Source organism: Mycolicibacterium iranicum, from assembly GCF_014190915.1.
Lineage (GTDB): Bacteria > Actinomycetota > Actinomycetes > Mycobacteriales > Mycobacteriaceae > Mycobacterium > Mycobacterium iranicum_B.
In genome coordinates, this window is the sequence record NZ_JACHVU010000002.1 from 563,810 (window position 1) to 583,747 (window position 19,938).

Consider the following 19,938-nt stretch of genomic DNA (forward strand, 5'->3'; position numbering starts at 1 on the left):
CCCGAAAGGGGAAAGGGAGTTACGTGCTAGACGTCAACTTCTTCGATGAACTCCGCATCGGTCTCGCGACCGCGGACGACATCCGCAACTGGTCTTTCGGCGAGGTCAAGAAGCCGGAGACCATCAACTACCGCACGCTCAAGCCCGAGAAGGACGGCCTGTTCTGCGAGAAGATCTTCGGACCGACTCGCGACTGGGAGTGCTACTGCGGCAAGTACAAGCGCGTGCGCTTCAAGGGCATCATCTGTGAGCGCTGCGGCGTCGAGGTGACCCGCGCCAAGGTGCGCCGTGAGCGGATGGGCCACATCGAACTGGCCGCTCCGGTCACGCACATCTGGTACTTCAAGGGCGTGCCGTCGCGGTTGGGCTACCTGCTCGACCTGGCTCCGAAGGACCTCGAGAAGATCATCTACTTCGCGGCCTACGTGATCACCGCGGTCGACGACGAGATGCGCCACAACGAGCTGTCCACTCTCGAGGCCGAGATGGCCGTCGAGCGCAAGGCCGTCGAGGATCAGCGTGACGCCGACCTCGAAGCCCGCGCTCAGAAGCTCGAGGCCGACATGAAGGAGCTCGAGGAGGAGGGCGCCAAGTCCGACGTGCGCCGCAAGGTGCGCGACGGTGGCGAGCGTGAGATGCGCCAGCTGCGCGACCGGGCCCAGCGTGAGCTGGACCGGCTCGACGAGATCTGGACGACGTTCACCAAGCTGGCTCCCAAGCAGCTGATCGTCGACGAGCTGCTCTACCGCGAGCTGCAGGACCGCTACGGCGAGTACTTCGAAGGCGCCATGGGCGCCGAGTCGATCAAGAAGCTCATCGAGAACTTCGACATCGACGCCGAGGCCGAGTCGCTGCGCGACACCATCAAGAACGGCAAGGGCCAGAAGAAACTGCGTGCGCTCAAGCGGCTCAAAGTCGTCGCGGCGTTCCAGACCAACGCCAACTCGCCGATGGGCATGGTGCTCGACGCCGTTCCGGTGATCCCGCCGGAGCTGCGTCCGATGGTTCAGCTCGACGGTGGCCGCTTCGCGACCTCCGACCTCAACGACCTGTACCGCCGTGTCATCAACCGCAACAACCGTCTCAAGAGGCTGATCGACCTCGGCGCCCCCGAGATCATCGTCAACAACGAGAAGCGCATGCTTCAGGAGTCGGTCGACGCGCTGTTCGACAACGGCCGCCGCGGCCGTCCGGTCACCGGACCGGGCAACCGCCCGCTCAAGTCGCTGTCGGATCTGCTCAAGGGCAAGCAGGGTCGTTTCCGCCAGAACCTGCTCGGCAAGCGTGTGGACTACTCGGGCCGTTCGGTCATCGTGGTGGGCCCGCAGCTCAAGCTGCACCAGTGCGGTCTGCCGAAGCTGATGGCGCTCGAGCTGTTCAAGCCGTTCGTGATGAAGCGTCTGGTCGACCTGAACCACGCGCAGAACATCAAGAGCGCCAAGCGCATGGTCGAGCGTCAGCGTCCGCAGGTGTGGGACGTCCTCGAGGAGGTCATCTCCGAGCACCCGGTGCTGCTGAACCGTGCACCCACGCTGCACCGCCTCGGTATCCAGGCCTTCGAGCCGCAGCTGGTGGAGGGCAAGGCCATCCAGCTGCACCCGCTGGTGTGTGAGGCGTTCAACGCCGACTTCGACGGCGACCAGATGGCCGTACACCTCCCGCTGTCGGCGGAGGCGCAGGCCGAGGCGCGCATCCTGATGCTGTCGTCGAACAACATCCTGTCTCCCGCGTCGGGCCGTCCGCTGGCCATGCCGCGTCTGGACATGGTGACGGGTCTGTACTTCCTGACCACCGAGATCGAGGGCGACAAGGGTGAGTTCACCCCGGCCGCCAAGGATCAGCCGGAGTCCGGTGTGTACAGCTCGCCGGCCGAGGCCATCATGGCGATGGACCGCGGGGCGCTGTCGGTGCGGGCGAAGATCCGGGTGCGACTGACGCAGTTGCGTCCGTCCGCTGAGGTCGAGGCCGAGCAGTTCCCCGACGGCTGGAACATGGGCGACGCCTGGACGGCGGAGACCACCCTGGGCCGGGTGCTGTTCAACGAGCTGCTGCCGCGGGGCTACCCGTTCGTCAACAAGCAGATGCACAAGAAGGTCCAGGCCGCGATCATCAACGATCTGGCCGAGCGCTACCCGATGATCGTCGTCGCGCAGACCGTGGACAAGCTCAAGGACGCCGGCTTCTACTGGGCCACCCGTTCGGGTGTCACCGTGTCGATGGCCGACGTGCTGGTGCCGCCGGAGAAGCAGGACATCCTCGAGCGCTACGAGGCCGAGGCCGACGGCATCGAGAAGCAGTACCAGCGCGGCAAGCTCAACCGTGACGAGCGCAACGAAGCGTTGGTGAAGATCTGGCAGGACGCGACCGAAGAGGTCGGTCAGGCGCTGCGGTCGCACTACCCGAAGGACAACCCGATCATCACGATCGTGGATTCGGGCGCGACGGGTAACTTCACCCAGACGCGGACGCTGGCCGGCATGAAGGGTCTGGTGACCAACCCGAAGGGTGAGTTCATCCCGCGTCCGATCAAGTCCTCGTTCCGCGAGGGCCTGACGGTGCTGGAGTACTTCATCAACACCCACGGCGCCCGTAAGGGTCTGGCGGACACCGCACTTCGTACCGCCGACTCGGGCTACCTGACCCGTCGTCTGGTCGACGTGTCGCAGGACGTCATCGTGCGCGAGACCGACTGTGAGACCGAGCGCGGCATCAACGTCACGCTGGCCGAGCTGCAGAACGAGGCGCTGGTCCGCGACCAGCACATCGAGACGTCCGCCTACGCGCGGACGCTGGCCACCGACGCGGTCGACGCCGACGGCAACGTCGTCGTCGAGCGTGGGCACGATCTCGGTGACCCGGCGATCGATGCGCTGCTGGCCGCCGGCATCACCGAGGTGAAGGTCCGCTCCGTGCTGACCTGCGCCACGGGTACCGGCGTGTGTGCGATGTGCTACGGCCGTTCGATGGCGACCGGCAAGCTGGTCGACATCGGCGAGGCCGTCGGCATCGTGGCCGCGCAGTCCATCGGTGAGCCCGGCACGCAGCTGACCATGCGTACCTTCCACCAGGGTGGCGTCACCGGCGGTGCCGACATCGTCGGTGGTCTGCCCCGCGTGCAGGAGCTGTTCGAGGCGCGCGTTCCGCGTAACCGTGCCCCGATCGCCGACGTCTCCGGGCGGGTCCGCCTGGAGGAGAGCGAGAAGTTCTACAAGATCACCATCGTTCCCGACGACGGGGGCGAGGAGGTCGTGTACGACAAGCTCTCGCGTCGTCAGCGCCTGAAGGTGTTCAAGCACGATGACGGCTCCGAGCGTCTGCTGACCGACGGCGACCACGTCGAGGTCGGGCAGCAGCTGCTGGAGGGTTCGGCCGATCCGCACGAGGTCCTCCGCGTGCAGGGCCCCCGCGAGGTGCAGATCCACCTCGTCAAGGAGGTCCAGGAGGTCTACCGCGCCCAGGGTGTGTCGATCCACGACAAGCACATCGAGGTCATCGTCCGGCAGATGCTGCGTCGCGTCACGATCATCGATTCGGGTGCGACGGAGTTCCTGCCCGGCTCGCTGACCGAGCGTGGCGAGTTCGAGACCGAGAACCGTCGGGTCGTCGCCGAGGGCGGCGAGCCCGCGGCCGGTCGCCCGGTGCTGATGGGTATCACGAAGGCATCGCTGGCCACGGATTCGTGGCTGTCGGCGGCGTCGTTCCAGGAGACCACCCGCGTGCTCACCGATGCGGCGATCAACTGCCGCAGCGACAAGCTGCAGGGTCTGAAGGAGAACGTGATCATCGGCAAGCTGATCCCGGCCGGTACCGGCATCAACCGGTACCGCAACATCCAGGTTCAGCCGACCGAAGAGGCCCGCGCCGCGGCGTACACGATCCCGTCCTACGAGGATCAGTACTACAGCCCGGACTTCGGCCAGGCCACCGGCGCCGCGGTGCCGCTGGACGATTACGGATATTCCGACTACCGGTAGTCCCCGCTATCGGCGCACGAGAGAAAGCCCCCGCTCCCACCTCGGGAGTCGGGGGCTTTTTCGTGCCGCGGGGCCGGATGTCAGCCCGGCGCCTGCGTGCACATCGTGGACCGTGCCGAGTTCACCAGACCGGCGGCCTGGGCCGGGTTCGCCCCGTACTGGCCGGCGGTGGCGTCGATGACGGCTTGCGCGGGCTGACCGGTGTACAGCAGCCGGCACGCCTGCTTGCCCGCGAGCAACAGTTGATCGTCGTTGCCGGGGAAGTTCCCCCGTACCCCGTTGAGGAAGTTCACCTCGTCGGCCGACAACGGAATGGGCCAGGCAGCGGCCGGGGCGGCCACCGCTGTCGCCACCGCCGCAGCCGCCAGGGTCGCCGCGATCATTCGAAAGCCCGTGGTCTTCATGCGTGTCTCCTCGCTGGTATCCGTCGAGCCTAAGCCGGGCCACGGACCCCTCGGCGCACGAATGTTTCTCGCCGGGCCACCCGTTCGCCGGTGTCACAAGGCCCGCCTAGACTCGGCGGCGTGCTGATCGGTTCCCATGTCCACGGTGATGACCCTCTGGCGGCTGCGGAGGCCGACGGCGCCGACGTGGTGCAGTTCTTCCTCGGCAATCCGCAGAGCTGGAAGAAACCCCCGCCCCGGGACGACTCCGACGTCCTCAAAGCCGCGTCGATGCCGATCTACGTGCACGCGCCCTACTTGATCAACGTCGCGTCGGCGAACAACCGGGTGCGCATCCCGTCGCGCAAGATCCTGCAGGACACCTGCGACGCGGCCTCGGCCATCGGCGCTGCGGCCGTCATCGTGCACGGCGGCCACGCCGACGACAACGACATGGAGGCCGGGTTCGAGCGCTGGGCCAAGGCGCTGGACTACCTGGAGACCGACGTGCAGGTGCTGCTGGAGAACACCGCCGGCGGCGACCATGCGATGGCGCGGCACTTCGACACGATCGGCCGGCTGTGGGACCACATCGGCGACACCGGGATCGGGTTCTGTCTCGACACCTGCCACGCCTGGGCGGCCGGCGAGGCGTTGGTCGATTCGGTCTCACGCATCAAGGCCATCACCGGGCGCATCGATCTCGTGCACTGCAACGACTCGCGAGACGCGGCCGGCTCCGGGGCCGATCGCCACGCGAACTTCGGCACCGGACAGATCGACCCGCAATTGCTGGTGGCAGTCGTCGAGGCTGCCGATGCGCACGTCATCTGCGAGACATCCGACGACGGCCGCAAGGACGACATCGCGTTCCTGCGGGAGCACCTCGGCTGACGTCGCCCGCTGTCACGTCGCTCAGCGCGTTTTCTCGTAGACCAGCCAGCGCATCTCTATCGGGGACTGCTCGCGGGGCAGATCGAAGACGTCGAGGCCGCTGACCCAGTCGGCGTACCAGCCGGTGGGCGGCCAGACTCCGGCCGGCAGATTGGCTTTCTCGTAGTCGAAGACCGAGTCATTGGTCTGCAGGCGCAGCCCCAGCCCTGCGGCGGCACGGTCGATCTCGTCACCCGTGAACAGCCCTGTGTACACCTGCTGGGCGAGTTGCTGCACCGCCTGTCCCAGTTCGCGGTCATCGTCGGTGAGACAACCCGGGCGGGGCATGAAGATGTTGAACACCAAGTGGCCGCCGGGGCGCAGGCATTCGGCGGCGAGCTCGAAGACGGCCCGCAGCTGCTCGGAGGTCCGGAAGTCGGACGTCACCTCGGAGAGCAGGATGAGCTGGTAATCCTTCTGGAGGTCGTCCAGGGTCTCGAAGATGTCGCGGTCGATCACTCGGACGTCGAGCAGATGCTTGTAGGACTCGGCGCGCAGGATCTCGGCGAACTTCGGGGTCAGCTCGACCGCGTCGACGGGATGGCCGCGGCGGGCCAACGCCAAGGCGTTACGGCCTGTGCCGGCCCCGATGTCGAGGACACGGGCTGCGCGGGGATCATCGATCGCCGCGGAGAGTGCCCATACGCGGGCGTCGGGGGTGGTGCCGAACAGCGGGGGAGTGCGGGTCGCGACCCAGTTGTCATAGGTATCGGCCAACGACGTCCATTCAGGGCGGATGTGGTAGTTCAACACCGAGCCGATGGGGGCGTCATAGGAGATCACGATGTTGGATCGATTCGAGCCCGCGAAGGCGTTGGCCAGTTCTTTGGCCAGCAGACTGCGGAGGTGATCGAGTTCGCCCCGGGAGAATTTGCAACCCAGTGCGCTGAAGATCTTGTCGCACAGAGCGACGTAGTCGTCCACCATCCCTGGCACCGCGGGCAGCGTCATCTGGCCGCTGGACACTCCCCGTCGCAGTAGTCGTCGGGCCATGGCTTCGCGAATCGTGGCGGTATCCATCGACATGGACCCCACCCTCGCACGCCGGGCGCCAAAAGAACGGGCGCACACGAGCACTGGCGGCTCTGCAGCGGACAGGTCCCATTACAGTTCTTGTGCAATCGTCTGGCATCTGTAACAGTGAGGGCATGCCGGACACGCATGTCGTCACCAATCAGGTTCCGCCGCTCGAAGACTTCAACCCCGCCGCGTCGCCGGTGCTCTCCGAAGCACTGATCCGCGAGGGCGGCCAGTGGGGGGTTGACGAGGTGTGGGAGCTCGGCGCTCTGGGCGGTTCGGCGCGCGCCCAGCGGTGGGGTGAGCTCGCCGACCGTCACCGCCCGGTCCTGCACACCCACGACCGGTACGGCCACCGTGTGGACGAGGTCGACTACGACCCGGCCTACCACGAACTGATGACCGCCGCGGTCGGTCACGGCCTGCACGCGGCGCCCTGGGCTGACGACCGCGAGGGCGCACACGTCGTGCGCGCGGCCAAGATGTCGGTGTGGACGCCGGAACCCGGCCATGTCTGCCCGATCTCGATGACCTACGCCGTCGTGCCCGCGCTGCGCCACAACCCCGATCTCGCCGCGGTCTACGAGCCGCTGCTCACCAGCCGCGTCTACGACCCGCAGCTGACGGTGCCCACCACCAAGCCCGGCATCACGGCGGGCATGTCGATGACCGAGAAGCAGGGTGGCTCCGACGTGCGCGCCGGCACCACGGAGGCGACCCCGAACGGCGACGGCACCTACTCGCTGCGCGGCCACAAATGGTTCACGTCCGCCCCGATGTGTGACGTCTTCCTGGTCCTGGCGCAGACGCAGGGCCGGGGCGACCGGGAAGGTGGAGGCCTGAGCTGCTTCTTCCTTCCGCGCATCCTGCCCGACGGCACCCGTAACCGGATGTTCCTGCAGCGGCTGAAGGACAAGCTGGGCAACCACGCCAACGCCTCGAGCGAGGTCGAGTACGACGGGGCCACGGCATGGCTGGTCGGCGAAGAGGGCCGGGGTGTCCCGACGATCATCGAGATGGTCAACCTGACGCGTCTGGACTGCACGCTCGGCAGTGCGACCAGCATGCGGACCGGGCTGATGCGCGCCACCCACCACGCCCAGCATCGAATGGCCTTCGGCGCCTACCTGATCGACCAGCCGTTGATGCGCAACGTGATCGCCGACCTCGCCGTCGAAGCGGAGGCCGCGACCATGCTGGCCCTGCGGATGGCCGGTGCCACCGATCACGCAGTCCGCGGGGACGAGCGCGAAACCCTGCTGCGCAGAATCGGTTTGGCGGCTGCCAAGTACTGGGTCTGCAAGCGGGCCACACCGCACGCCGCCGAGGCGATGGAATGCCTGGGCGGTAACGGATACGTCGAGGACTCCGGGATGCCACGGCTGTACCGCGAGGCCCCGCTGATGGGGATCTGGGAGGGCTCGGGCAACGTCAGCGCCCTGGACACGTTGCGCGCCATGGCCACACGCCCCGAATGCATCGACGTCCTGTTCGACGAGCTGAGTGTCACGCAGGGCCACGATCCCCGCCTGGACGCCCACGTGGACACGCTGCGTCCCCAGCTCGCGGATCTGGAGACGATCCAGTACCGGGCCCGCCAGGTCGCCGAGAACATCTCGCTCGCGCTGCAGGGTTCGCTGCTGGTGCGCCACGGCCACCCCGCGGTCGCCGAGGCGTTCCTGGCCAGCCGCCTCGGTGGGCAGTGGGGTGGCGCGTTCGGCACGCTGCCGACGGGCCTGGACCTCGCGCCGATCATCGAGCGTGCGATGGTCAAGGCATGACTTTCCAGCCAGAAGCGAAGCGGGATCGCGCATGACTTTCCAGCGAGAAGCGAAGCGGGATCGCGCATGACACACGCGATCAGGCCCGTCGACTTCGACGACCTCAAGACGATGACCTACGAGGTGACCGACCGCGTCGCCCGGATCACGTTCAACCGCCCCGAGAAGGGCAACGCGATCGTCGCCGACACTCCGCTGGAGCTCTCGGCGCTCGTCGAACGCGCCGACCTCGACCCGAACGTCCACGTGATTCTGGTGTCCGGCCGGGGCCAGGGCTTCTGCGCGGGATTCGACCTGTCGGCCTACGCCGAGGGTTCGTCGTCGGCGGGCGGCGGGAATCCCTACCGCGACACGGTGCTGTCCGGGAAAACCCAGGCGGTCAACCATCTTCCGGATCAGCCGTGGGATCCGATGATCGACTACCAGATGATGAGTCGCTTCGTGCGGGGGTTCTCCAGCCTGATGCGGTGCGACAAGCCGACCGTGGTGAAGATCCACGGCTACTGCGTGGCCGGCGGAACCGACATCGCGCTGCACGCCGACCAGGTCATCGCGGCGTCGGACGCCAAGATCGGCTATCCGCCGACCCGGGTGTGGGGTGTGCCCGCGGCGGGCATGTGGGCGCACCGTCTCGGCGATCAGCGCGCCAAACGCCTTCTGCTGACCGGTGATTGCCTCACCGGGGCGCAGGCCGCCGAATGGGGTCTGGCCGTCGAGGCGCCCGACCCCGAGGATCTCGACGAGCGCACCGAGCGACTCGTCGAACGCATCGCCGCGGTCCCGGTCAACCAGCTGATCATGGTGAAGCTCGCGATGAACAGTGCGCTCTACAACCAGGGTGTCGCCAACAGCGCGATGATCTCGACGGTCTTCGACGGCATCGCCCGGCACACCCCCGAGGGGCACGACTTCGTGGCGCAGTCCAGGGAACACGGCTTCCGGGACGCGGTGCGCCGGCGCGACGAACCGTTCGGCGACCACGGGCGCAGGGCCTCCGGGGTCTGACGGTGTCACCGACGGTGTCGCGGATGACCGCCCGCTCGGTCGTGCTGAGCGTGCTGCTCGGAGCGCACCCGGCCTGGGCCACCGCCGCCGACCTGATCCGTCTGACGAGCGACTTCGGCATCCGGGAGTCGACGATCCGGGTTGCACTGACCCGCATGGTCGGGGCCGGCGACCTCGTGCGCTCCGAGGACGGCTATCGGCTCTCCGACCGGCTGCTGGCCCGCCAGCGGCGTCAGGACGAGGCGATCGGCACCGAACCCCGGCCCTGGGGCGGCGGCTGGACCATGCTGGTCGTCACCAGCGTCGGCACCGACGCCAGGACGCGTGCCGCGCTCCGAACGGCGTTGCAGCAGATGCGTTTCGCCGAACTGCGCGAAGGCGTGTGGATGCGCCCGGACAACGTGGCGGTCGACGTCGACGACGACATCGCGGCCCGGGTGCGAATCCTCTCGGCACGTGATGACGAGCCGGGGGAGCTGGCGGCGCGGCTGTGGGACCTGGTGGGCTGGGCGGAGACCGGCCGGCGACTGCTGGCCGAGATGGCGCACGCGTGCGAGATGCCCGAGCGGTTCGTCGTCGCGGCCGCCATCGTGCGCCACCTGCTGACCGATCCGGTGCTGCCCGACGAGCTGCTGCCCCCACATTGGCCGGGCGCGGCGTTGCGCGCGGCCTATAAGGATTTCGCCGCCGAACTCGTCGCGCGGCGCGACAACGTCGAATTGATGGAGGCCACATGACCGCCGGAGGCGTCAGAGTCGAGAAGAACGGCCCGGTGACGACCGTCGTCATGGACCGGCCGCACGCCCGCAACGCCGTGAACGGTCCTGCGGCCCATGAGCTCCACGCCGCGTTCGACGAATTCGACAAAGACGACTCCGCCGCGGTGGCGGTGCTGTGGGGCGACAACGGAACGTTCTGCGCGGGAGCCGACCTCAAGGCGATGGGCACAGCGGAGTCGAACCCGGTGCACCGCACCGGACCGGGCCCGATGGGTCCGAGCCGGATGGTGCTGTCCAAACCGGTCATCGCCGCGATCAGCGGATTCGCCGTCGCCGGGGGACTGGAGCTCGCGCTGTGGTGCGACCTGCGCGTCGTCGAGCAGGACGCGGTGCTGGGCGTCTTCTGCCGACGCTGGGGCGTGCCGTTGATCGACGGCGGCACGGTGCGGTTGCCGCGGCTGATCGGGCACAGCCGCGCCATGGATCTGATCCTCACCGGCCGCGCCGTCGACGCCGACGAGGCGCTGGCGATCGGACTCGCCAACCGCGTCGTCCCGACCGGAGAGGCCCGCCGCAGAGCCGAGGAGCTGGCTGCCGAGCTGGCCGCGCTGCCGCAACAGTGTCTGCGCTCGGACCGGATGTCGGCGCTGAACCAGTGGGGCATGTCGGAGGCCGAGGCGATGGACGTCGAGTTCGGCAGCCTGTCGCGGGTGGCTTCGGAATCGCTGGAGGGGGCGGCGCGCTTCAGCGCCGGAGCAGGCCGGCACGGCACCAAGGCCTAGCCGCACCGACTGGCCGGCCGGGTGGGCACCCAGCCCCTGATCAGCCCTTGCTGACGGTGTTGTTCGAACCGGTGTCGTTGATCGTGGGTTCGCCGTCGCGGTAGGTCACGGTGTTGTTCAGCCCGACCACCGACAGTTCGGCGTCGACCCGCTCGACGTTGATCTTGTTGTCGGCGCCGCCGATGTTCACGTTGGCGCAGGTGCCCGTCACGGTCAGCGTGTTGTTCGAGCCGCCGACGTTGAGCGACTTGCCGTCGGCGCAGTCGATCTCGGCCGTCGTACCGAACGAGCCGTAGTTGATGGTGTTGCCGATCTCGACCTGCGCTCCCGAGGTGCCGGCGGTCCCCGTCGGATCGTTGGTGTCGCTGCTGGTGGACCCGCAGGCGGACAGACCGAGGGCCACCACCGCGGCACCGAGACCACCGACGACACGGAGACCACCGACGACACGGGGGCGAACCAGATGCATGCCTAGGCGGGTACCCGATTGATCTGGTTGGTCATCCCCAATTCGCGGCCCCGATCCCACACGAACGGCGAACCGTTCTTGTAGAACACCTTCTGGTCGAAGCCGTAGACGGTGATGTCGTTGACCACGTTGTCGGCGATGACCACGTTCGACGAGCCCTGCACCGTCACCGCCCAGCAGTTGCCGAGGGCGAAGACCTGGTTGCCGGTGCCCATGACGAACAGCGTCGAATCATTGCAATCCAAAGTCCGCACGACGCCCTGGCCGGTGATGTGGGTGTCACCGTTTTTCGCCTGCGCCACCGGAGACATCGACGTCAGCGTGGCCGACACCGCCAGCACACCCACAGCCAGCACTCGCCCAACAGCCGTTGCAGTCACCCCGGAAGCGTACGACGTCCTCCGCTCGCGCTGTCGGGGTTCGCCGAGACGAGTAGCGTGAGCAGCGATGTTCCAGGGTGCGGGCCGCGTGGCACTTTTCTTCATGGTGGCAGTCACAACGACGGCGACCGCTGCGGGCTGCGCGCAGACCGTCACCGGGACGGCGCAGCGCGCCGATGCCGGAGTGCCCGATCCGGACCGCAGCTACGGCTACGTCGACAACCGGTGCGGGCTGCTCGACGACGACTCCGTCAAGGAGACGCTCGCCGGGAACGGGGTCACGCGCCCGTTCAGCGGAGCCGTCTGCCAGTACATCGTGACCCAGCCCGCCGGCACCGGTTCGGCCACCGTCGACGTCGTGTTCTCGTGGTTCGACACCGGGACCCTGCAGCGCGAGCGTGACCTGGCGACGGCGCGCGGCGCTGCCGTGACCGACGTCGTCGTGGAGCGGCACAAGGCGTTCCTCGCCCGCCGAGACACCACCGGCGCGGCGTGCTCGGCCACCGCGGCGGCGGGGACCGGGGTGCTGAGCTGGTGGGTCCAGCACCGCGGACAGGCCACCGGGGACCCCTGCCCCGAGGCCGAGAAGCTGCTCACGGCGACACTGCGCTCGGACCTGTGACATGGGCGCGAAGACCACTGCCCGCCTCGGCGCGGCGCTGATCCTGGGCACGGTGCTCGCGGGCTGCGGCGGCTCGGAGCGGGCCGAGGAACCCGCTGCGGCTCCGGTCGCGCCGCCGTCCGGGGAAGGTTTCCAGAGCGAGGACTGCAACGGCATCACCGACGCCGACGTCGCCGCCGCGGCCGGCTCCGAACTGTTCTCGCCCGCCGTCGTGAGCGACGCCGGCTGCTTCTGGCAGGAGAACTCGATGATCGACAACTTCGGCGCAGGCATGGGCATCTCGACGTGGTGGTACCGCGGCAGCGACATGGCCACCGAGCGCGAGCTCGAACAACTCGCCGGCCGCACGCTCACCGAGCTGTCGATGGACGACAACACCGGATTCAAGGCCTACGACGACAGCGCCTGCAGCATCTACGTCGCCAAGGGCGGCGACGTGATCACGTGGTCGATCCAGACCATGAACTCCCAGACCATGCCCGATCTGTGCTCGATCATCGAACAACTGGCGGAGCTGAGCCAACAGCGGGTGAACTAGAGTGCTCGCTGATCCCGCGCGCCGCTGACCGGCGGGGCCGAGGGTGACCCGATCGATCGAGGGGGATGGCGACATGGCAGCTCGGCCGCCGCGCACGGCGAAGCTGAGCCGCGACTCCATCGTCAACGCCGCCCTGACGTTCCTCGACCGTGAGGGCTGGGACGCGTTGACGATCAACGCCCTGGCCAACCAGCTCGGCACCAAGGGACCGTCGCTGTACAACCACGTGCACAGCCTCGACGATCTGCGCCGCACGGTGCGGATGCGGGTCGTCGGCGACATCATCGACATGCTGAACACCGTCGGCCAGGGCCGCACCCCCGACGACGCGATCATGGTGATGGCCGCCGCGTACCGCAGTTATGCCCACCACCATCCCGGTCGCTACTCGGCGTTCACCCGGATGCCCCTGGGCGGCGACGACCCCGAGTTCACCGCGGCCACCCACGCCGCGGCCGCGCCGGTCATCTCGGTGCTGGCCTCCTACGGCCTGGACGACGAGGCGGGGTTCTTCGCCGCCCTGGAGTTCTGGTCGGCGATGCACGGCTTCGTCCTGCTCGAGATGACCGGGGTGATGGCCGGCATCGATACCGACGCGGTCTTCACCGACATGGTCATGCGGCTGGCCGCCGGAATGCAGTACCGCTGAGCTCTTCGCAGCGGATCTGCAGGTCAGCGGGTTTTGTCGAGGTATGGACCCCTGGTATTGTGGACGTTCGTGCCTGGCAGATAAGGCGCTTGCCGTCCTCTGAGGGCTCAAGCATGCCTGCACGCCGGGCCAATTTGCATGTCCAGCCCTCGTAGGGTGCCTTGGAAATTATCCGAGAATCCGCGGCGGCAGTGTGCGACACGCCCGGACGCGGGGGAACCAGCGCGGGCATAACAGCAGTACAGAGAACTTAAGAAGTCAAGACGTCACCAGACAGCTAGAAGCACAAACGAGCATCACAGAAAGCCGGTACATGCCAACCATCAACCAGCTGGTCCGTAAGGGTCGCCGCGACAAGATCGCCAAGGTGAAGACCGCGGCCCTCAAAGGCAGCCCGCAGCGCCGCGGCGTGTGCACTCGCGTGTACACCACGACCCCGAAGAAGCCGAACTCGGCGCTTCGCAAGGTCGCGCGCGTGCGCCTGACCAGCGCGGTCGAGGTCACCGCCTACATCCCGGGCGAGGGGCACAACCTGCAGGAGCACTCGATGGTGCTGGTGCGCGGCGGTCGTGTGAAGGACCTCCCCGGTGTGCGCTACAAGATCATCCGCGGATCGCTGGACACCCAGGGCGTCAAGAACCGCAAGCAAGCCCGCAGCCGCTACGGCGCGAAGAAGGAGAAGAGCTGATGCCGCGCAAGGGCCCCGCACCCAAGCGTCCGCTGGTCAACGATCCGGTGTACGGATCCCAGCTGGTTACCCAGCTGGTCAACAAAGTCCTGCTGGACGGGAAGAAATCGCTGGCCGAACGCATTGTTTATGGTGCGCTCGAGCAGGCTCGCGACAAGACCGGCACCGATCCGGTCGTCACCCTCAAGCGCGCTCTCGACAACGTCAAGCCGGCCCTCGAAGTCCGCAGCCGCCGCGTCGGTGGCGCGACCTACCAGGTGCCCGTCGAGGTTCGTCCGGACCGTTCCGTCACGCTGGCCCTGCGCTGGCTGGTGAGCTTCTCGAAGGCCCGCCGCGAAAAGACCATGGTCGAGCGCCTGGCCAACGAGATCCTCGATGCCAGCAATGGTCTGGGTGCGGCCGTCAAGCGACGCGAAGACACCCACAAGATGGCTGAGGCGAACCGCGCCTTCGCGCACTACCGCTGGTGATCGCACGCCGCCGCGGACACGCGAAGAGGCGGTGCGCGGCGGCCAATAGAAACACCCGACAAGCAAGCGAAAGAGTGGGAATTTAGCCGTGGCACAGGACGTGCTGACCGACCTCACGAAGGTCCGCAACATCGGCATCATGGCGCACATCGATGCCGGCAAGACGACAACGACCGAGCGCATCCTCTTCTACACCGGTATCAGCTACAAGATCGGTGAGGTGCACGACGGCGCCGCCACGATGGACTGGATGGAGCAGGAGCAGGAGCGGGGTATCACGATCACCTCGGCTGCCACCACCTGCTTCTGGAACGACAACCAGATCAACATCATCGACACCCCGGGCCACGTCGACTTCACCGTCGAGGTGGAACGCTCGCTGCGCGTGCTCGACGGTGCCGTGGCCGTGTTCGACGGCAAAGAGGGTGTCGAGCCCCAGTCCGAGCAGGTGTGGCGCCAGGCCGACAAGTACGACGTCCCGCGCATCTGCTTCGTCAACAAGATGGACAAGCTGGGCGCCGACTTCTACTTCTCGGTGCAGACGATGAAGGACCGCCTCGGCGCCAACGTCGTCCCGATTCAGCTGCCGATCGGCTCCGAAGGTGACTTCGAAGGCGTCGTCGACCTGGTCGAGATGAAGGCCAAGGTGTGGCGCGGCGAGACCAAGCTCGGCGAAAAGTACGACGTCGTCGACATCCCGGCCGACCTTCAGGAGAAGGCCGAGGAGTACCGCACCGCCATGATCGAGGCCATCGCCGAGACCGACGACGACCTCATGGAGAAGTACCTGGGCGGCGAAGAGCTGACGATCGACGAGATCAAGGCCGGTCTGCGCAAGCTGACGATCTCCAGCCAGGGCTACCCGGTGCTGTGCGGATCCGCGTTCAAGAACAAGGGCGTGCAGCCCATGCTCGACGCGGTCATCGACTACCTGCCGAACCCGCTGGACGTCCCGGCCGCCGAAGGCCACGTCCCGGGCAAGGAGGACGAGGTCATCTCGCGCAAGCCGTCGGCCGACGAGCCGTTCTCGGGTCTCGCGTTCAAGGTGGCGACGCACCCCTTCTTCGGCAAGCTGACCTACGTCCGGGTCTACTCCGGCAAGGTCGACTCCGGCTCGCAGGTCGTCAACTCGACCAAGGGCAAGAAGGAGCGGCTGGGCAAGCTGTTCCAGATGCACTCCAACAAGGAGAATCCGGTCGAGACGGCGTCCGCCGGTCACATCTACGCGGTGATCGGGCTCAAGGACACCACCACCGGTGACACGCTGAGCGACCCGAGCAACCAGATCGTCTTGGAGTCCATGACGTTCCCGGACCCGGTCATCGAGGTCGCCATCGAGCCGAAGACCAAGTCCGACCAGGAGAAGCTGGGCACCGCGATCCAGAAGCTCGCCGAAGAGGACCCGACCTTCAAGGTGCACCTGGACCAGGAGACCGGCCAGACCGTCATCGGCGGCATGGGCGAGCTACACCTGGACATCCTCGTGGACCGCATGCGTCGCGAGTTCAAGGTGGAGGCGAACGTCGGCAAGCCGCAGGTGGCTTACCGCGAGACGATCCGCCGCAAGGTCGAGAAGGTCGAGTTCACCCACAAGAAGCAGACGGGTGGCTCCGGCCAGTTCGCGAAGGTCCTCATCGACCTCGAGCCGTTCATCGGCGAGGACGGTGCGACCTACGAGTTCGAGAACAAGGTCACCGGTGGCCGCATCCCGCGCGAGTACATCCCGTCGGTGGATGCCGGTGCGCAGGACGCGATGCAGTACGGCGTGCTCGCCGGCTACCCGCTGGTGAACGTCAAGGTCACCCTGCTCGACGGCGCATTCCACGAGGTCGACTCGTCGGAAATGGCGTTCAAGGTGGCCGGCTCCCAGGTGCTGAAGAAGGCCGCGCAGTCCGCGCAGCCGGTCATCCTGGAGCCCATCATGGCCGTCGAGGTCACCACACCCGAGGACTACATGGGTGACGTGATCGGCGACCTGAACTCCCGCCGTGGTCAGATCCAGGCCATGGAAGAGCGCAGTGGTGCCCGTGTCGTCAAGGCGCAGGTGCCGCTGTCGGAGATGTTCGGCTACGTCGGAGACCTTCGGTCGAAGACCCAGGGCCGGGCCAACTACTCCATGGTGTTCGACTCGTACGCCGAAGTTCCGGCGAACGTGTCGAAGGAGATCATCGCGAAGGCCACGGGTCAGTAATCTGGCCCGGGTCTTCGGACCACAACTGAAGAAACCAATCACTGCTCTACAGACCTGCTGTACCAGAGCACCAACAAGTCCAGGAGGACACAGAAGTGGCGAAGGCGAAGTTCGAGCGGACGAAGCCGCACGTCAACATCGGGACCATCGGTCACGTTGACCACGGCAAGACCACGCTGACTGCAGCAATCACCAAGGTTCTGCACGACAAGTACCCCGATTTGAACGAGTCGCGCGCATTCGACCAGATCGACAATGCGCCCGAGGAGCGTCAGCGCGGTATCACGATCAACATCTCCCACGTGGAGTACCAGACCGACAAGCGTCACTACGCACACGTCGACGCCCCCGGTCACGCTGACTACATCAAGAACATGATCACCGGTGCCGCCCAGATGGACGGCGCGATCCTGGTGGTTGCCGCCACTGACGGTCCGATGCCGCAGACGCGTGAGCACGTGCTGCTGGCCCGCCAGGTCGGCGTGCCCTACATCCTGGTCGCGCTGAACAAGGCCGACATGGTCGACGACGAAGAGCTCATCGAGCTCGTCGAGATGGAGGTCCGCGAACTGCTGGCCGCCCAGGACTTCGACGAGGAAGCGCCGGTCATCAAGGTGTCCGCGCTGAAGGCCCTCGAGGGTGACCCGGAGTGGGTCAAGTCCGTCGAGGAGCTCATGGAGGCCGTGGACGCGTCCATCCCGGACCCGGTTCGCGAGACCGACAAGCCGTTCCTGATGCCCGTCGAGGACGTCTTCACGATCACCGGCCGCGGCACCGTGGTCACCGGTCGTGTCGAGCGTGGCGTGATCAACGTGAACGAGGAAGTCGAGATCGTCGGCATCCGCCCGACCGTCACCAAGACCACCGTGACCGGTGTCGAGATGTTCCGCAAGCTGCTCGATCAGGGCATGGCGGGCGACAACGTCGGTCTGCTGGTCCGTGGCATCAAGCGCGAGGACGTCGAGCGTGGCCAGGTCGTGGTCAAGCCCGGCACCACCACCCCGCACACCGAGTTCGACGGCAGCGTCTACATCCTGTCGAAGGACGAGGGCGGCCGCCACACGCCGTTCTTCAACAACTACCGTCCGCAGTTCTACTTCCGTACCACGGACGTGACCGGCGTGGTGACCCTGCCCGAGGGCACCGAGATGGTGATGCCCGGTGACAACACCGACATCTCCGTCAAGCTGATCCAGCCCGTCGCCATGGACGAGGGCCTGCGCTTCGCGATCCGCGAGGGCGGCCGTACCGTTGGCGCCGGCCGCGTGACCAAGATCCACAAGTAGGCTCCGCCTACGTGATCCACAAGTGATCTGAGTTTCGGCCAACGAGAGTGGCGCTCGCCCGAAAGGGTGGGCGCCACTTTTGTTTTCCGTCGGCAGCACCGCGAGCGCGCGTGTCTGCACAGGGGCGCGCCGCGCACGTTGGCATTTCGCGCGCGCTCACCGGGCCACCAGCGCGCCCGCCAGCCCGGCATCACGAAGATCTCGCCACCGCCTCCGCGCTGGGATACGATCTCGCCCCGCTTGTCACCTGTAACGCCCGCACCGAAGCCGCCGATGTATGTGTCGACGGCTGTCGAGGGGTCGGCCGGGGTGAGGTAAGGATTCCGTTGTTCAAGAGCATTTCTTCGTTCGTGGGCGCCGCCGTGATCGGCGGCGCTGCCATGGTCGGGCTGTCGGCCGGGGTTGCGTCCGCGCAACCCGCGTGCCCGGACGTCCACTGGATCGGTGCGGCCGGATCGGGTGAGCGCACCCCCGCCGACATCGCCGCTGACGGCGGCATGGGCCGCGTGGTCTCCAAGTCCTACCGCGACTTCTCCGCCATGGTCGAGCAGAGCGGCCGCACCATCACCGCCGAAGCCGTCAACTACCCGGCGACCGCAGTGCCCGAAGATGGCGGCGCGCTCGACTGGCTCGGCTTCATCGGCAGCGTCGACACCGGTGCGGCGGCTCTCGGTCAGCAGTACCAGGCCTTCGTCGCCCAGTGCCCGACATCCCAGGTGGTGCTCGCCGGCTACTCCCAGGGCGCGATGGTCGTCCACCGCAATCTGCACGCGCTCGACGCGAGCCCGAACCTGGCCGCCGCGTTGCTCATCGCCGACGGGGACCGCCTGCCCGAGGATCCGACGATCAACATCGGCTCGGTCGTGTCCGTGCCCGGCGCCGGCAAGGGCGTCGCTCAGGACTGGCCGATCCTGGCCCACGCCCCGGCGCTGCTGCCGCCGACCGTCGGTGCCCGGACCATCAGCGTCTGCAACATCGGCGACGCGGTGTGCGACTACGACCCCGACGCCGAGGACGAGATGAACCCGGCCGCGGTGGCGGTGCACACCAGCTACGCGCGCAGTTCTGCCTCGATGGACGCGTGGACCATGCCGCTGTACCAGCTCGTCGCGCAGCGCCCCGCACCTCTGCCGAATCCCGCCGCGCTGCCTCTGCAGGTAACAGCAGGATCCTGAGCCGTTTTCCGGCCATAATCTTCGCATGTCGACTTTCTGGCGATATGTGAAGATCCAGCTCTTCGTGCTGCTCTGCGGCATCGTCGGCCCCATTTTCCTCGTCATCTACTTCGCGACGGGGGCCGATCCGATGCTGAAGTGGATGTTCTGGACAGGCCTGCTGATCACTGCCGCCGACGTGCTCATCGCGTTGGTGGTCACCAATGTCGGGGCACGGTCGGCGGCCAAGACGAAGGCGCTCGAAGCAACCGGAGTCCTGGCGCTGGCCCAGATCACCGGTATCCACGAGACGAACACCCGCATCAACGAGCAGCCGCTGGTGAAGCTCGACCTGCAGGTTTCCGGGCCGGGGCTCACACCGTTCTCGACGCAGGATCAGGTCGTGGCCTCGGTGAGCCGGCTGCCGATGATCACCAGCCGCAAGCTCGTGGCGCTGGTCGACCCGACGACGAACGACTACCAGATCGACTGGGAGCGTAGCGCTTTGGTCGGCGGCCTGATGCCCGCCACGTTCAGCGTGGCCGAGGACAACAGGACCTACGACCTGACGGGCCAGACGGAGCCGCTGATGGAGATCCTGCAGGTGCTCAAGTCCCACGGGATCAGCATGAACAACATGATCGACCTTCGCTCCAACCCGTCCGCGCGCCAGCAGGTGCAGGCCATCGTCCGGCAGGCCGCGGCACGCCAGGCCGTTCCGCCACCGGTGCCCGCCGCACCGTCCTATGCCGCACCTGCTCCCGAACCCACCACGGCGCAACGTCTTCAGCAGCTCGAGACGTTGCGCGCCACCGGGTCGATCACCGACGCCGAGTACACGGCTAAGCGCCAGGAGATCATCGCCGACCTGTGACCGCCAGACTCTAGAACGCGTTC

19 protein-coding genes are annotated in these 19,938 nt (G+C 67.0%); 15 read left to right on the forward strand and 4 right to left on the reverse strand.

Annotation, left to right across the window (positions count from 1 at the left end):
• Window positions 1-23: 23 nt before the first annotated feature.
• Entirely contained in the window at window positions 24-3,974 is a 3,951-nt protein-coding gene (locus FHR72_RS06385) for a DNA-directed RNA polymerase subunit beta' (protein WP_183467084.1), read from the forward strand.
• Between the two features lie 80 nt (window positions 3,975-4,054).
• Here FHR72_RS06385 and FHR72_RS06390 read toward each other — a convergent pair whose 3' ends face one another.
• The gene (locus tag FHR72_RS06390) at window positions 4,055-4,378 is read right to left on the reverse strand and encodes a DUF732 domain-containing protein (RefSeq protein WP_183467085.1); all 324 of its coding nucleotides are present in this window, start codon (window positions 4,376-4,378) and stop codon (window positions 4,055-4,057) included.
• A 120-nt stretch (window positions 4,379-4,498) separates the two neighbouring features.
• Between FHR72_RS06390 and FHR72_RS06395 the strand changes: the two genes are divergently transcribed.
• Window positions 4,499-5,251: a deoxyribonuclease IV gene (locus FHR72_RS06395; protein ID WP_183467086.1), complete on the forward strand. Its 753-nt coding sequence runs from the start codon at window positions 4,499-4,501 to the stop codon at window positions 5,249-5,251.
• Between the two features lie 21 nt (window positions 5,252-5,272).
• Here FHR72_RS06395 and FHR72_RS06400 read toward each other — a convergent pair whose 3' ends face one another.
• Window positions 5,273-6,316 carry a class I SAM-dependent methyltransferase gene (locus FHR72_RS06400; protein WP_183467087.1) on the reverse strand — a complete coding sequence of 348 codons (1,044 nt, stop codon included), beginning with the start codon at window positions 6,314-6,316 and terminating at the stop codon, window positions 5,273-5,275.
• Between the two features lie 122 nt (window positions 6,317-6,438).
• Here FHR72_RS06400 and FHR72_RS06405 point away from each other — a divergent pair, with 122 nt between their 5' ends.
• The 4 genes from FHR72_RS06405 (at window position 6,439) to FHR72_RS06420 (ending at window position 10,594) form a co-directional block, all read left to right on the forward strand.
• The gene (locus tag FHR72_RS06405) at window positions 6,439-8,088 is read left to right on the forward strand and encodes an acyl-CoA dehydrogenase family protein (protein WP_183467088.1); all 1,650 of its coding nucleotides are present in this window, start codon (window positions 6,439-6,441) and stop codon (window positions 8,086-8,088) included.
• Window positions 8,089-8,154: 66 nt separating this feature from the next.
• Window positions 8,155-9,093, forward strand: a complete 939-nt coding sequence (locus FHR72_RS06410) for a crotonase/enoyl-CoA hydratase family protein (RefSeq protein ID WP_183467089.1) — start codon at window positions 8,155-8,157, stop codon at window positions 9,091-9,093.
• A gap of 14 nt (window positions 9,094-9,107) precedes the next feature.
• Entirely contained in the window at window positions 9,108-9,830 is a 723-nt protein-coding gene (locus tag FHR72_RS06415; protein WP_311736080.1) for a PaaX family transcriptional regulator C-terminal domain-containing protein, read from the forward strand.
• The gene (locus tag FHR72_RS06420) at window positions 9,827-10,594 is read left to right on the forward strand and encodes a crotonase/enoyl-CoA hydratase family protein (protein ID WP_183467091.1); all 768 of its coding nucleotides are present in this window, start codon (window positions 9,827-9,829) and stop codon (window positions 10,592-10,594) included. Before FHR72_RS06415 ends, FHR72_RS06420 begins: the two co-directional genes overlap by 4 nt.
• 40 nt (window positions 10,595-10,634) lie before the next feature.
• On the opposite strand, the gene FHR72_RS06425 is transcribed toward FHR72_RS06420, so the two are convergent.
• Both FHR72_RS06425 and FHR72_RS06430 read right to left on the reverse strand, forming a co-directional pair.
• Complete coding sequence (locus FHR72_RS06425; protein WP_183467092.1) at window positions 10,635-11,063, reverse strand: DUF3060 domain-containing protein; 429 nt, start codon at window positions 11,061-11,063, stop codon at window positions 10,635-10,637.
• 2 nt (window positions 11,064-11,065) lie between these two features.
• Window positions 11,066-11,374 carry a DUF3060 domain-containing protein gene (locus FHR72_RS06430; RefSeq protein WP_183467251.1) on the reverse strand — a complete coding sequence of 103 codons (309 nt, stop codon included), beginning with the start codon at window positions 11,372-11,374 and terminating at the stop codon, window positions 11,066-11,068.
• 136 nt (window positions 11,375-11,510) lie between these two features.
• Between FHR72_RS06430 and FHR72_RS06435 the strand changes: the two genes are divergently transcribed.
• The 9 genes from FHR72_RS06435 (at window position 11,511) to FHR72_RS06475 (ending at window position 19,915) form a co-directional block, all read left to right on the forward strand.
• Window positions 11,511-12,065, forward strand: a complete 555-nt coding sequence (locus FHR72_RS06435) for a DUF3558 domain-containing protein (protein WP_183467093.1) — start codon at window positions 11,511-11,513, stop codon at window positions 12,063-12,065.
• Window position 12,066: 1 nt separating this feature from the next.
• A complete protein-coding gene (locus tag FHR72_RS06440) occupies window positions 12,067-12,603 on the forward strand; it encodes a DUF3558 domain-containing protein (protein WP_183467094.1) in 537 nt (178 codons plus the stop codon).
• 73 nt (window positions 12,604-12,676) lie between these two features.
• On the forward strand, window positions 12,677-13,252 hold the full coding sequence (locus tag FHR72_RS06445; protein WP_183467095.1) for a TetR/AcrR family transcriptional regulator: 576 nt from the start codon (window positions 12,677-12,679) through the stop codon (window positions 13,250-13,252).
• Between the two features lie 313 nt (window positions 13,253-13,565).
• Window positions 13,566-13,940 (forward strand): 30S ribosomal protein S12, encoded by a 375-nt coding sequence (gene rpsL, locus FHR72_RS06450; protein ID WP_003929602.1) that lies wholly within the window; start codon window positions 13,566-13,568, stop codon window positions 13,938-13,940.
• Complete coding sequence (gene rpsG, locus FHR72_RS06455) at window positions 13,940-14,410, forward strand: 30S ribosomal protein S7 (RefSeq protein ID WP_011558402.1); 471 nt, start codon at window positions 13,940-13,942, stop codon at window positions 14,408-14,410. The genes rpsL and rpsG overlap by 1 nt, the downstream gene beginning before the upstream one ends.
• An 88-nt stretch (window positions 14,411-14,498) precedes the next feature.
• On the forward strand, window positions 14,499-16,601 hold the full coding sequence (fusA, locus tag FHR72_RS06460) for an elongation factor G (protein ID WP_183467096.1): 2,103 nt from the start codon (window positions 14,499-14,501) through the stop codon (window positions 16,599-16,601).
• A 95-nt stretch (window positions 16,602-16,696) separates the two neighbouring features.
• Window positions 16,697-17,887 (forward strand): elongation factor Tu, encoded by a 1,191-nt coding sequence (gene tuf / locus FHR72_RS06465; RefSeq protein ID WP_183467097.1) that lies wholly within the window; start codon window positions 16,697-16,699, stop codon window positions 17,885-17,887.
• Between the two features lie 380 nt (window positions 17,888-18,267).
• Window positions 18,268-19,062 carry a cutinase family protein gene (locus tag FHR72_RS06470; RefSeq protein ID WP_183467252.1) on the forward strand — a complete coding sequence of 265 codons (795 nt, stop codon included), beginning with the start codon at window positions 18,268-18,270 and terminating at the stop codon, window positions 19,060-19,062.
• A gap of 25 nt (window positions 19,063-19,087) precedes the next feature.
• Entirely contained in the window at window positions 19,088-19,915 is an 828-nt protein-coding gene (locus FHR72_RS06475; RefSeq protein ID WP_183467098.1) for an SHOCT domain-containing protein, read from the forward strand.
• Window positions 19,916-19,938: the final 23 nt, after the last annotated feature.